Source organism: Tissierella carlieri (genome assembly GCF_018917285.1).
GTDB lineage: Bacteria > Bacillota > Clostridia > Tissierellales > Tissierellaceae > Tissierella > Tissierella carlieri.
Genome location: NZ_JAHLOH010000040.1, coordinates 193620 through 207058, shown reverse-complemented (window position 1 = coordinate 207058; position 13439 = coordinate 193620). Strand labels below are relative to the sequence as shown.

Below are 13439 nucleotides of genomic sequence, written 5' to 3'. Positions count from 1 at the left end.
ATATCCTACTATGATATAATAAAAATATTATTAAATTAAAATTATATATGATTAAGAATAAGAGCAATACCAATATAAAGTTATCCTAGAGGTGATTATTATGAAAGTAGTGAGAGTAGAAGAGGCAGTAGGAATGGTATTAGGACATGATATAACAGAAATAGTGCCGGGAGAGTTTAAAGGAGTGGCATTTAAAAAAGGACATATTATACAGGAAGCTGATATAGAAAGACTTCTTAGAATAGGAAAAGAGCATATTTATATCTTTGAAATAAATGAAAATACATTACATGAAGATGATGCTGCCGTAGCAATAGGAAATCTGATCTGTGGTGAAGGTATTTATTTTACCGACCCGAAAGAGGGAAAAATTAATATTATGCCTAAGTATAGAGGATTATTAAAGATAAATAGAGAAATATTGGATGAAATTAATGATTTAGGAGATATGATATTAGCTACTATACATGGAGATAGATTTATTGATGAAGGACATTTAATAGGAGGATTTAGGGTAATCCCTTTAACTATTGAAAAAGAGAAAATAAATATTGCAGAAAAAATACTTAGAGAAAAAGGACCAATATTTGAGGTTAAACCATTTAAGAAACTAAAGACTGCTTTAATTATTACTGGTTCTGAGGTATATAAAGGTAGGATTGAGGATAAATTTGGTCCAGTTATAGAAAGAAAAGTTAAAGCATTTGATTCAGAGATTTTTTATAAAGTCATAGTTCCAGATGGGTTAGAAGTAATTAAAGATGAAATCCTTAAATCAAAAAATATGGGAGCAGAACTTATAATAGTTACAGGTGGAATGTCAGTAGACCCTGATGATAAAACACCTGGAGCAATTAAAGCAACTGGAGCTAATATAGTATCCTATGGAACTCCAGTTTTGCCTGGTGCAATGTTACTTCTTGCTTATTTAGAGGATATTCCAGTAATGGGGCTTCCAGGATGTGTAATGTTTGCGCATACCACAGCATTTGATTTGTTGCTGCCTAGAATTTGTGCAGGTGAAAAAATTATTCGCAAGGATATTACAAGGATGGGTTATGGAGGACAATGTCTAAGCTGTAATGTTTGTACTTTTCCAGATTGTAACTTTGGAAAACATTAAGGAGGAAAAACATGTTAGTAAATATATCTATAGAAGAAGCAAAGGAAATACTTCTAAATCAGGATATTAAAATAAATACGATAGATATACCTATAGTAGAAAGTTTGGGATATGTTTTAGGAGAGGACATCATCTCGGATATTAATATGCCTCCTTTTGATAGATCACCTCTAGATGGATATGCTTTAAAATCAGATAATATAAAAGATGCTAGTAAAGAAAATCCTATAGTATTAGAAGTAATAGACTATGTTCCAGCAGGATATGTAAGCTCTAGGAAGATAGAGAATGGGCAGGCTATAAGAATTATGACAGGGGCTAAAATACCTGAAGGAGCAGATATTATAATTAAATATGAGGATACTGAATTTACTGATAAGGATGTTAAAATATTTAATTATCTTAAGCCAAATTCAAACATTGTAAAAATGGGAGAAGACATAGAAGAAGGAGATATTGTTCTTAAAAAAGGTCATCTTATTGGGCCAGCCGATATTGGCATATTTGCCACATTGGGGAGAGGTATAGTAAAAGTATATTCTAAACCTAAAGTAGCTATTTTAGCTACAGGAGACGAATTAATCGATATTGATGAGATTCCTAGAGAAGGGAAGATAAGAAATAGTAATTCTTATACAATAGCGGCTCAGATAAAGAGAATAGGTGGACAACCTGTAATATTAGGAATATGTAGAGATAAAATAGAAGATATAAAAAACAAGTTAAAAGATAGCTTAGAATGGGCGGATATGGTTATAACCACAGGAGGAGTTTCCGTAGGAGATGCAGATTTAGTTAAAGAGGCTTTTCAAGAAATAGGAGGAGAGATTCTATTCTGGAAGGTGAATATGAAACCTGGGACACCGATTGCAGTAGCAAAGTATGGAAATAAATTAATATTTGGTTTATCGGGTAATCCAGCAGCGGCCAGTATAACTTTTGAGAAATTTGTGAGACCAACTATACTTAGATTAATGGGAAAGAGTAAGCTTAATCTAGTAAAGGTAGAGTCAACATTAGAAAATGAGTTTACTAAGGTAAGCAATCAGAATAGATATGTTAGAGCAGTAACTTATTATAAAGATGGGCAATTCTTTACGAAATTACCTAATAAGCATAGTTCTGGGATTTTAACATCTTTATCAGGTACCAATTCATTATTCTATATTAGAGCTGGTAATGGTCCATTTGAAAATGGAGATAAGATAGAGGTTGAAATATTAGATTATCCGGAGGTAGAATAATGATACCTGTGTTTTCAATTATTGGAAGTAAATCTAATACAGGAAAAACCACGATTCTTTGTAAGATAATAAAAGAATTAAAAAATAGAGGATATAGAGTAGCGACTATAAAACATCATATAGGTGATTTTGAGATAGACCATCCAGAAAAAGATACTTGGAAGCATTCACAAGCAGGATCTGATATAGTTGTTATATCTTCCCCAGTTAAAATAGCAAAGATTGAGAAGGTACAGGAAGAATATAGATTAGATGACATTATCAGTAAAATTCAAAATGTTGATATTATCATAACTGAAGGATATAAGAAAGAGAGTAAGCCAAAATTAGAAGTAATAAGAAAGAAAATTTCACCAAATCTTATTTCTAAAGAAAGTGAGTTATTTGGTATAGTTACAGATTTTCCATTGGAAAATCAGATACCACAGTTTAACTTTGAACAAGTAAGAGAAATAGTTAATCTTATTGAAGAGAAATTCTTGAAGAAATAATTTAGAATAAAGGAGGCAATATATATGTTTGGGAAGATAGGTGCAACAGAGTTAATATTAATCCTTGGAATTGCATTGGTAGTTTTCGGACCGGGCAAACTTCCGGAAATAGGAAAAGCTTTCGGTAAGGCCATAGGAGAATTTAAAAACCATGCTAACCAAATATCTGAAGACGTAAAAATAGACTTAGAAGATAAAAAGGACAAGGAATAAAAAAGTATATTTAAGGCATAGTGCTTTAAATACTCAGCTTTAGGAGGGTACTCTATGGAAGATAAACAGCTTACTCTAGTAGAGCATTTGAGTGAGTTAAGAAAAAGAATTATTATAATTTTCATAGCAATAATATTAGGAGCTGTCGCAAGTTATAAATACATCGATATCATCATTGAATACATGGTAAAACCAGCACAAAAACTGGAATTCATTTATCTAAGTCCTCCTGAACTATTTATAGCCTATATTAAGATAGCCATAGTAGTTGGAATAATAATTTCCTCACCAATCAGTTTGATGCAAATATGGCTATTTGTAAAACCAGGACTTAAAAAAAATGAACGTAGATACTTATTATTAGCTCTATATTTGGGAATAGTATTTTTCTTAGTAGGATCTGTATTTGCTTATTTTACAATAATTCCAATAACTATAGAGTTTTTTACTCAGGTTTCAGTAGAACAGATAGCTCCACTATTTTCCTTTGATAGTTATTTGAGTTTTATTTCCTCTCTATTGTTTTCATTTGGTCTTATATTCGAACTTCCATTATTGATTATATTATTGACACAGTTAAATCTTGTTACGGCAAATACATTAAAGAAATATAGAAAGATAGTAATTTTAATAATATTTATTATAGCCGCTATACTGACACCACCAGATGTAGTATCACAAGTATTGTTAGCATTGCCTATGGTCTTTTTATACGAACTAAGTATATGGATTTCAGCTTGGATTGGGAGAAGAAAGAAGCAAAGAAATAATGGTTAAAGGTATTTTTTTATAGAAATCATTAAATAAACTATTAAGTATATAAAGGATAGAATAATCTCTATCCTTTACATTTATATAAATTTTTTATACATAGTTTACTCATACATACATTATTATAGATAATTGTATTGAAATGATATTAGTCTAAAGAAAATGGTGATTATTATGAAAGATTCTTTTGGAAGAGAAATAAATTATCTTAGAATTTCCTTAACAGATAGATGTAATCTAAGATGTAGATACTGTATGCCAGAGAGGGGAATTTCTAAGTTTTCTCATGAAGAAATGCTAACATTAGAAGAAATATATGAAATAACAAAGGCTTTTGTAGATTTAGGTATTAATAAAATAAGATTTACAGGGGGAGAACCCCTTACAAGAAAAGGTATAGTTGATCTAATATCTAAGGTATCAAAGCTAGAAGGAGTCAAAGATTTGGCAATGACTACAAATGGTATACTTTTAAAAGAATATGCCAAAGAGTTAAAGAAAGCAGGACTAAATAGAGTGAATATAAGTCTAGATACATTAGATGAAGATAAATATAATCTAATTACTAGAGGCGGTAAACTAAAATGTGTACTTGAAGGAATAGAAGAAGCAAAGAGCGTAGGATTAACACCAATAAAGATAAATACTGTCCTTATAGGTGGTTTTAATGATGATGAAATAGAATCATTAGTGAAGTTAACGGAAAAAGATGAAATAGATTTAAGGTTTATTGAATTGATGCCAATAGGTGAAGCAGCTAATTGGGCTAAAGAAAAATTTATTTCAAACGATATTATATTAGAGAAGGTTAGAGAACTTACACCTACACCAAGAGAAGATATATCGTCTCCAGCAGTATATTATAGACTACCTAATGGAAAAGGCAAAGTAGGTATAATAAATCCAATATCCTGTAAGTTTTGTGCCAACTGTAATAGAGTTAGATTAACATCTAGGGGACAGTTGAAATTATGTCTTCACTCAAATAATGAAATAGATATAAAAGAAGCTTTAAGAAGTGGACAAGATATAAAAAAACTAATACTTAATTCTATATATAAAAAAGAAGAATCACATCATTTAGAAGATGGTGAATATATAAAGAGAAATATGAATCAAATAGGGGGATAAAGATGGAATTTACACACTTTAATGAACATGGCAGAGCTCATATGGTAGAAGTTGGTGAAAAGGAAGACACCAGAAGAAAAGCCATAGAAAGAGGAAAATTCAGAATGAATAGAGAAACCATAGAAAAAATTAGAGAATGAGTAATAAAAAAAGGTGATGTTCTATCTGTAGCTCAAATAGGTGGACTAATGGGAGCCAAAAAAACAAGTGATATAATTCCAATGTGTCATAATATATTTCTAACAGGAGCAGACATTAGATTTAATATAACAGACAATGCAATAGAGGTAGAATCAGAAGTAAAAACCATAGGAAAAACAGGAGTAGAAATGGAAGCACTAACAGCAGTATCTATTGCGTGTTTAACCATATATGATATGTGTAAAGCAGTTGATAAGGACATGGTAATTGAAGATATAAGACTTATAAAAAAGACTGGTGGAAAGACAGGTGATTATATGTATAAAGATATAAGAGGAAAAGTATTATCTATAAATATATCAGATAAAAAAGGAGTAATAAAAGAACCGATAAAAGAAGGTTTATTTATAGAAAACTTTGGATTAGAAAAAGATGCACATTCAGGGAATTGGCATAGACAAGTAAGTTTATTAGGTATAGAAAGTTTTGATAAAATGGAAAATCAAGGTATAGAAGGATTAGTACCAGGAGTATTTGCAGAAAATATAACTACTGAGGGAATAATACTTTATGAGCTTCCTATAGGTACAAAACTAATTATAGGAGAGACGATTCAAGAAGTAACCCAAATAGGTAAAGAATGTCATACAGGATGTGCAATATCTCAGAAGGTTGGCAAATGTGTAATGCCAAAGGAAGGAATATTTACTAAGGTTCTAAAAGGTGGAGTCATAAAAGAGGGAGATATAATAGAGGTTTTATAAAATGTTTTTTTAGAAGAATTCTAGAGAAAAATAGTGTCCATGTTTTTAGCTGAAGAGCATAAAAAATATGGACACTATTATATAGTTAAATTTAGAGGAACTATAAGTCCTCTTCAACAGTTTTATTTAAATACAAGTATTTTTCATCCAATGGTTCGATAGATTCTATGATACAAGATCCAAGACATACTTCATCCTGATATAATACTGCTGCTTGACCTGGTGTTACTGCTTTTACAGGATTATCATATTTTATATGGAGTTTTCCATTTTCTAGTACATTTACGGTTACAGGTATATCAGATTGTCTGTATCTAAACTTAGCTGTACATCTTAATGGCATACTTGGAGACTTCTCTAGTATCCAAGAAGGTAATTCTCCAATTAATGAAGTGGAATAAAGTGCTGGATTATTTTCTCCTTGAGCTACATATAGTATATTTTCTTTTATATTTTTTCCAGCTACAAACCAAGGTTCTCCTGTACCTACTCCCCCAATTCCTATTCCCTTTCGTTGCCCTAATGTATAATGAATAAGTCCACTGTGTCTGCCAACTTTATTTCCTTCTATATCTATAATATCTCCTTCCTTTGCTAGAAGATATTTATCTAGAAATTCATCAAAATCTCTTTCGCCTATAAAACAAATTCCAGTAGAATCTTTCTTTTTAGCAGTATATAAATTATGTTTTTCTGCTAGTTCCCTAACTTCTTTTTTCTCCAAATGACCTATAGGGAATAATGTCTTAGAAAGGGCCTTTTGCCCTATTCTTGATAAAAAATAAGATTGATCTTTATTATTATCTTTTCCTCTGATAAGGCAATAGCCATCATCTCTTTCTTCTACTTGGGCATAATGTCCCATAGCTATATAATCTCCTTCTAAGTTCAAAGCATAATCTAAAAAGGCATTAAATTTTATCTCTTGGTTACACATAACATCTGGGTTGGGTGTTCTTCCTTTTTTATATTCATCTAGGAAATAAGTAAATACCCTATCCCAATACTCTTTTTCAAAGTTTATAGTATAGAAGGGAATATCTAATTGATCAGCTACTGCTCTAGCATCATCGGCATCTGCAGTTGCTGTACATACACCATATTCGTCTTTTTCATTCCAATTTTTCATAAAAAGTCCAATTACATCATATCCTGCTTCTTTTAAGAGTAATGCAGAAACAGATGAATCAACTCCTCCGCTCATACCTAATATTACTTTTTTTCCCATAGCTTTCTCCTTTTTAAACAAATCTTATTACACTTTCATATAAGTATTATATCATAGTATTTTCTGTTTTTCTTATATTTATAATTTTAAAAATGTGATATTTCCATGTTGTATTGTAATATTTAACTTTAAAGTAAAAAATAAGTATATAAGGAGATACTCTTTGAGAGTGTATAATGTGTGATATTATTCAAATCCTTAATTTGATAAGGAGGAAAGGTGTACTATAAAGTTGACAGATGAGTACAATTATTGACAAACTGTGCTATAATGATATTATATAGTCCGCTGGTATGTTTAAAATACTGAGTGGATTATTTTATTAATGGATAAGGTGGGTGTGAATATTGACAACGAAAAAAGATTTCCTATACATACAGCTATATAATAAATTTAAGGAAAACATTGATAATAATATATGGGAAGAAGGTATGCAGTTACCACCAGAATATCAGCTTATGGAAGATTACAAGGTAAGTAGAGATACTATTAGAAAATCATTGCAAAGATTAGCCCAAGAAGGCTATGTTTATAGGCAAGCAGGAAAAGGAACCTTCGTAAATAGCCATAAATCCAGATATAAACTTACTTCTCTGGAGAGCTTTTCAGAACAGATGAGATATATGGGTTTAATTCCATCTAGTGAGATATTAAATCTTAGTCTTGAGATACCTAATAATAGAGTTAAGGACTACCTTGAAACATTAGATGATGAAAAGGTTTATAGAGTAGAGAGATTAAGATTAGCTAATAATGAGCCAATGTGTTACGAGATAGCTTATGTATCTGAGAGATTATGTCCAGATTTAGATAAATTAGTTAATAGTGATACATCTTTATACAAAATATATGAAGAACATTATAATTTGAAATTGGATTATGGAAATATGTACTTGGAAGCTGAAGGATGTCCAAAAGAATATAGTCACCATTTAAAGATAAATAAAGGTTCTCCAATATTGAAAATGAAATGTGTTGTATATACTGATAATAAGAAACCTTTATATTTTGTTGAGAGTTATTATATAGGGACAAGATATATGTTTTTTGCAAGTATGCCAAGAATATAAAAGGGGATTTTACCAAAGCGTCATAGAATAGTCTTTTATGAAGTTTATTTAAGGTCAAGTTCTCATTAAAAAATGGGGAATCAAAAAAGATAGTATAAATTTATACTATCTTTTTGATTACTTATTATTTAATAAATTTTTTAACTACGTCTTGGGTTGCTCTTCTTGCTGCATCGTCAATTGCAGTACCTACTACTAGAATATTAACTCCTGTATCTGAAAATGCTTTGAAATTATTTAGATTTATCCCACCCTCTGCAAGTGTAGGAACCTTCACTGATTCTACTAAAGCATGAAGCCTCTCTTTGACAACTGGATGAATTTCACCTGCATCTGCACCTTCATAACTCATACCAGTCATAAGACCTATGAAGTCAACTCCTATATTTTCCATATCCTTAGCAACTTTAGCAACATCTTCAGGGGTTCTTGCAGGTAATCCGAAAGTATGAAGATCATCAGGATGTGCAATATAAGCATCTACAAGCAGACCATATTTATGAGCTTTATTTACCACATCTTCCAGATCTTTCAAACTAGACTTATGAATATGAAGTCCGTCTGCTCCTACTTTAGATAAGTTCATGAAAATCTCGTCTGATATTTCTACTGGTACTAATTCATGGAATCCACCTGGTATCCCCACAGTTATGAATATATCTTGACCTACTACATTTCTTATACCCTCAGTAACTTTTATCATTTCAATAATTGGTAACTCATGACGGATTTGTTCTGCATCATGCATGTTTGTAACACCTTTAAAGCCTCTTGCCAAAGCTACTGCCGGATGATTCGGTTCTATTAATTTTACTCCTGCATCGACTACTGCTTTTGCAAGTCTTGCATCATCTCCAGTTATTCCTGTGCTTAATATTGTAGTTCCTCCATGCAATTTTATTGCATCTAATACCTTATTTAGAGCTCTCCTTCTTTTACTTTCCATATCTGATGTAAACATTATTATGCCTCCCTATTGATTTTTGACTTATTAACCTTATTAGCTATTACTGTTATTATAAAAGCTGAAACTAATCCTACTAACATACTAACTAAGAATCCAAATGGATTATCTGATAATGCAGGTGCAGTAATTGAGGGTACATAAGCTGTACCATGAACATTAAATATACCTACAAATATACCTGATAATGCTGCCGATATCATCGCACCTACAAATACTAGTTTATCTGAAAACATAAAAGGATATGCGGCTTCAACAAATGTACCAAATGCCACATTGATAAAAAAACCAGGTGCTGCAATAGCTGCTTCGGATTTTTGTTTCGGAAATAAAATATTTGCTAAAGTAATACCTGCTGAAACCATTACTAAACCTGTCATATCCACAGCTCCTAAAAAGCTTGCCCCAGTTGTTTCCATTTCTAATAAAACTATTGGTAATATTGCTGCATGATATACTCCTCCTATTATTGCAGGCCAAATTAATAACCCAGCTAATCCACCAGCTAAAATTGGGCTAAAGTTTACTGCAGTTTCAATTACTGATCTTATTCCATCACCTAACATTAAAGTAATTGGTGATATTAAGAAATAAACTATTAATCCAGCAATTAGACCAGATAATCCTCCAGAAACTATATTAGCTGTTGTTCCAGGGAAATTCCAACTTAGAGCAAGTCTAATTAAATAAATAGCAAGAATACCAGCTAAGATACCACCTATCAAACCTCCAATTAATCCACCCTTTGAGGAAAGCATACCAGCAACTACCCCAGCAACTATTCCAACTTCATCAAGTCCAGATACCTGTTTTGCTGCAATAGCAGCTACTATGACAGGTAATCCTTGAATTAAAATGTTAAATACATCTTCTAGGCTGCTAAATGCTGGAACCTTACTTAACGCAAGGACTAATGCCATTGCAATAAATCCAGGTAGTGCGGACATCATTATTCCCCTAAAGCTAATCCTTTGGAGTATATTATCATCTGTAGAACTATCACTGCCTGATGAGCCTCCTATAGTTGGCTTATACTTAATCCCCCAATATTTACTCAATGCTTGTACAGAAGCGACAGCTCTAGTTCTATTAGTTGTACCAGTAGTACCAGAAGTTGCAATTACATTGCCCCCCAAGGATTGTATAGTAGCCATAGATGTGCCACCAGTGCCTACTATAGGGAGTTTTTTATCTATTGCCGCTTTAATAGAATGTTTATTTGTACTCTTTGGATCAGAACTCATTAAAATTAAACCATCTATTTTCCCGTCATTAATCTTTTCAGCTATAGTTATATCTTTTTCTTCAGATATAGTGTTAATTTCTGAAAGAGATTTTTCCTCAGAGAAAGCTATTTTATTTTGGATAGAATCCCAAGTGTATAGCTTAGTGGGGGTATCTTTGCTTACATTATCCATTGAAGCCTTAGCTCCAATAAATTGAATCTCTTCTACTTCAATACCTGCTGATTTACATTGTGTTTCAATTTCGCCAAGTAGTTTGAGAGGTTCTTTTCCTCCTAGGTTATAAAGATTTCCTCCACTACTGCCTAGAATGGCAATTTTTTTCATAATATTCCCTCCTCCTATGGTTGTACGTACATCTATAATAATACAAATGTACGTACAATTCAATAGTTTTTAACAATATTAATATAAAGTGTTGATTGCCATAATATTATTGTATTGGTAAATTTTAATGGATTTTGAAATTAAAGTGACTTCTGCATATAGTCATATTATGTCTATATTTTGCCTTTTTATATAAAAAAAGTGTATAATGTAATTGTATATTAACTAAAAATAAAAACTATTTATAATAATATTAGAATTTAAAGAGCTTTGGTATATGGCAGAAGTCTTGGAATGATATAAGTTTATTAATATGTGGGAATTAACGCTAAACTAAAGAAAAGGTGATTATTATGAAAGATTCTTTTGGAAGAGAAATAAATTATCTTAGAATTTCCCTAACAGATAGATGTAATCTAAGATGTAGATACTGTATGCCAGAGAGGGGAATTTCTAAGTTTTCTCATGAAGAAATGCTAACATTAGAAGAAATATATGAAATAACAAAGGCTTTTGTAGATTTAGGTATTAATAAAATAAGATTTACAGGGGGAGAACCCCTTACAAGAAAAGGTATAGTTGATCTAATATCTAAGGTATCAAAGCTAGAAGGAGTCAAAGATTTGGCAATGACTACAAATGGTATACTTTTAAAAGAATATGCCAAAGAGTTAAAGAAAGCAGGACTAAATAGAGTGAATATAAGTCTAGATACATTAGATGAAGATAAATATAATCTAATTACTAGAGGCGGTAAACTAAAATGTGTACTTGAAGGAATAGAAGAAGCAAAGAGCGTAGGATTAACACCAATAAAGATAAATACTGTCCTTATAGGTGGTTTTAATGATGATGAAATAGAATCATTAGTGAAGTTAACGGAAAAAGATGAAATAGATTTAAGGTTTATTGAATTGATGCCAATAGGTGAAGCAGCTAATTGGGCTAAAGAAAAATTTATTTCAAACGATATTATATTAGAGAAGGTTAGAGAACTTACACCTACACCAAGAGAAGATATATCGTCTCCAGCAGTATATTATAGACTACCTAATGGAAAAGGCAAAGTAGGTATAATAAATCCAATATCCTGTAAGTTTTGTGCCAACTGTAATAGAGTTAGATTAACATCTAGGGGACAGTTGAAATTATGTCTTCACTCAAATAATGAAATAGATATAAAAGAAGCTTTAAGAAGTGGACAAGATATAAAAAAACTAATACTTAATTCTATATATAAAAAAGAAGAATCACATCATTTAGAAGATGGTGAATATATAAAGAGAAATATGAATCAAATAGGGGGATAAAGATGGAATTTACACACTTTAATGAACATGGCAGAGCTCATATGGTAGAAGTTGGTGAAAAGGAAGACACCAGAAGAAAAGCCATAGCAAGAGGAAAAATCAGAATGAATAGAGAAACCATAGAAAAAATTAGAGAAGGATTAATAAAAAAAGGTGATGTTCTATCTGTAGCTCAAATAGGTGGAATAATGGGAGCCAAAAAAACAAGTGATATAATTCCAATGTGTCATAATATATTTCTAACAGGAGCAGACATTAGATTTAATATAACAGACAATGCAATAGAGGTAGAATCAGAAGTAAAAACCATAGGAAAAACAGGAGTAGAAATGGAAGCACTAACAGCAGTATCTATTGCGTGTTTAACCATATATGATATGTGTAAAGCAGTTGATAAGGACATGGTAATTGAAGATATAAGACTTATAAAAAAGACTGGTGGAAAGACGGGTGATTATATGTATAAAGATATAAGAGGAAAAGTATTATCTATAAATATATCAGATAAAAAAGGAGTAATAAAAGAACCGATAAAAGAAGGTTTATTTATAGAAAACTTTGGATTAGAAAAAGATGCACATTCAGGGAATTGGCATAGACAAGTAAGTTTATTAGGTATAGAAAGTTTTGATAAAATGGAAAATCAAGGTATAGAAGGATTAGTACCAGGAGTATTTGCAGAAAATATAACTACTGAGGGAATAATACTTTATGAGCTTCCTATAGGTACAAAACTAATTATAGGAGAGACGATTCAAGAAGTAACCCAAATAGGTAAAGAATGTCATACAGGGTGTGCAATATCTCAGAAGGTTGGCAAATGTGTAATGCCAAAGGAAGGAATATTTACTAAGGTTCTAAAAGGTGGAGTCATAAAAGAGGGAGATATAATAGAGGTTATATAGATTTATGCAATATATCTCTAAAGAAGGTAAAAAGTATTATCTTTGTATTCAGCAATATAAAGAATAAAGAGAACAAGCGAACAATATAATGATAGCTGGAAAGATACACTTTCCAAAGGTTCTATGGATTATTTCATTATATGATCCAGATACAGCTTATCAAAATTTCTTTACAGAAATAAAAAGAAAATAAGAATCAAGACTATCCTAAATACAAATCGGAAAAGAATAATTATAAACTCCTTAAAACTAATTTTATCAATAATAATGTGGAAATAGATTTCATTAAGAATATAATAATACTACCAAAACTTAAATGGATAAAAGAAAGAGTATAGAGAAAATTTTACATAGAAATAAAATATTCCATCATTATCCTCAAATAGCAGTGAATTTAAGTATAACAGATATATTAATAGACTATGATGAGAATAGGATACTAATTTTAAAATTCTGTATAAAAGGAACAGAAACTGGTAAGGAAGTAGGTGAGATTAGTTAAAAAAGAGGAAA

15 protein-coding genes and 2 pseudogenes are annotated in these 13439 nt (G+C 31.0%); 14 read left to right on the top strand and 3 right to left on the bottom strand.

The window, feature by feature from the left end; translation table 11 throughout:
- Positions 1–100 precede the first annotated feature (100 nt).
- From KQI38_RS13210 to KQI38_RS22005, 9 genes and pseudogenes are all read left to right on the top strand, one after another.
- A complete protein-coding gene (locus tag KQI38_RS13210; RefSeq protein WP_216560116.1) occupies positions 101–1123 on the top strand; it encodes a molybdopterin-binding protein in 1023 nt (340 codons plus the stop codon).
- A gap of 11 nt (positions 1124–1134) precedes the next feature.
- A complete protein-coding gene (locus KQI38_RS13205) occupies positions 1135–2367 on the top strand; it encodes a molybdopterin molybdotransferase MoeA (protein WP_216560114.1) in 1233 nt (410 codons plus the stop codon).
- A complete protein-coding gene (gene mobB / locus KQI38_RS13200; protein WP_216560113.1) occupies positions 2367–2858 on the top strand; it encodes a molybdopterin-guanine dinucleotide biosynthesis protein B in 492 nt (163 codons plus the stop codon). Before KQI38_RS13205 ends, mobB begins: the two co-directional genes overlap by 1 nt.
- Positions 2859–2882: 24 nt before the next feature.
- Entirely contained in the window at positions 2883–3071 is a 189-nt protein-coding gene (locus KQI38_RS13195; protein WP_094902966.1) for a twin-arginine translocase TatA/TatE family subunit, read from the top strand.
- Positions 3072–3125: 54 nt separating this feature from the next.
- The gene (gene tatC, locus KQI38_RS13190) at positions 3126–3848 is read left to right on the top strand and encodes a twin-arginine translocase subunit TatC (RefSeq protein WP_216560112.1); all 723 of its coding nucleotides are present in this window, start codon (positions 3126–3128) and stop codon (positions 3846–3848) included.
- Positions 3849–4016: 168 nt separating this feature from the next.
- Positions 4017–4973, top strand: a complete 957-nt coding sequence (gene moaA / locus KQI38_RS13185) for a GTP 3',8-cyclase MoaA (protein ID WP_216560102.1) — start codon at positions 4017–4019, stop codon at positions 4971–4973.
- Positions 4974–4975: 2 nt separating this feature from the next.
- Positions 4976–5113, top strand: coding sequence for a hypothetical protein (locus KQI38_RS22650; protein WP_338114471.1), 138 nt, complete (start codon positions 4976–4978; stop codon positions 5111–5113).
- Between the two features lie 3 nt (positions 5114–5116).
- A pseudogene (gene moaC, locus KQI38_RS22010) lies at positions 5117–5425 on the top strand (cyclic pyranopterin monophosphate synthase MoaC); the annotation flags it as partial.
- Positions 5426–5431: 6 nt separating this feature from the next.
- A complete protein-coding gene (locus KQI38_RS22005; protein ID WP_246565840.1) occupies positions 5432–5878 on the top strand; it encodes an MOSC domain-containing protein in 447 nt (148 codons plus the stop codon).
- Between the two features lie 100 nt (positions 5879–5978).
- Here the strand turns inward: KQI38_RS22005 and mnmA are convergent, their stop codons facing one another.
- On the bottom strand, positions 5979–7106 hold the full coding sequence (gene mnmA, locus KQI38_RS13175; RefSeq protein ID WP_216560110.1) for a tRNA 2-thiouridine(34) synthase MnmA: 1128 nt from the start codon (positions 7104–7106) through the stop codon (positions 5979–5981).
- A 347-nt stretch (positions 7107–7453) separates the two neighbouring features.
- Here mnmA and KQI38_RS13170 point away from each other — a divergent pair, with 347 nt between their 5' ends.
- Positions 7454–8176 (top strand): GntR family transcriptional regulator, encoded by a 723-nt coding sequence (locus tag KQI38_RS13170; RefSeq protein WP_216560108.1) that lies wholly within the window; start codon positions 7454–7456, stop codon positions 8174–8176.
- Positions 8177–8300: 124 nt separating this feature from the next.
- Here KQI38_RS13170 and KQI38_RS13165 read toward each other — a convergent pair whose 3' ends face one another.
- Together KQI38_RS13165 and KQI38_RS13160 are read right to left on the bottom strand one after the other, a co-directional pair.
- A complete protein-coding gene (locus tag KQI38_RS13165) occupies positions 8301–9137 on the bottom strand; it encodes a beta/alpha barrel domain-containing protein (protein WP_216560106.1) in 837 nt (278 codons plus the stop codon).
- 2 nt (positions 9138–9139) lie between these two features.
- Entirely contained in the window at positions 9140–10711 is a 1572-nt protein-coding gene (locus tag KQI38_RS13160; protein WP_216560104.1) for a hypothetical protein, read from the bottom strand.
- A gap of 353 nt (positions 10712–11064) precedes the next feature.
- Here KQI38_RS13160 and moaA (KQI38_RS13155) point away from each other — a divergent pair, with 353 nt between their 5' ends.
- The 4 genes and pseudogenes from moaA (KQI38_RS13155) (at position 11065) to KQI38_RS13145 (ending at position 13428) form a co-directional block, all read left to right on the top strand.
- On the top strand, positions 11065–12021 hold the full coding sequence (gene moaA / locus KQI38_RS13155; RefSeq protein ID WP_216560102.1) for a GTP 3',8-cyclase MoaA: 957 nt from the start codon (positions 11065–11067) through the stop codon (positions 12019–12021).
- Positions 12022–12023: 2 nt separating this feature from the next.
- Positions 12024–12473, top strand: a pseudogene (gene moaC, locus KQI38_RS22000) (cyclic pyranopterin monophosphate synthase MoaC); the annotation flags it as partial.
- 6 nt (positions 12474–12479) lie between these two features.
- Positions 12480–12926: an MOSC domain-containing protein gene (locus KQI38_RS21995; protein ID WP_246565839.1), complete on the top strand. Its 447-nt coding sequence runs from the start codon at positions 12480–12482 to the stop codon at positions 12924–12926.
- A gap of 316 nt (positions 12927–13242) precedes the next feature.
- Positions 13243–13428 carry a hypothetical protein gene (locus KQI38_RS13145; protein WP_216560098.1) on the top strand — a complete coding sequence of 62 codons (186 nt, stop codon included), beginning with the start codon at positions 13243–13245 and terminating at the stop codon, positions 13426–13428.
- Positions 13429–13439 lie beyond the last annotated feature (11 nt).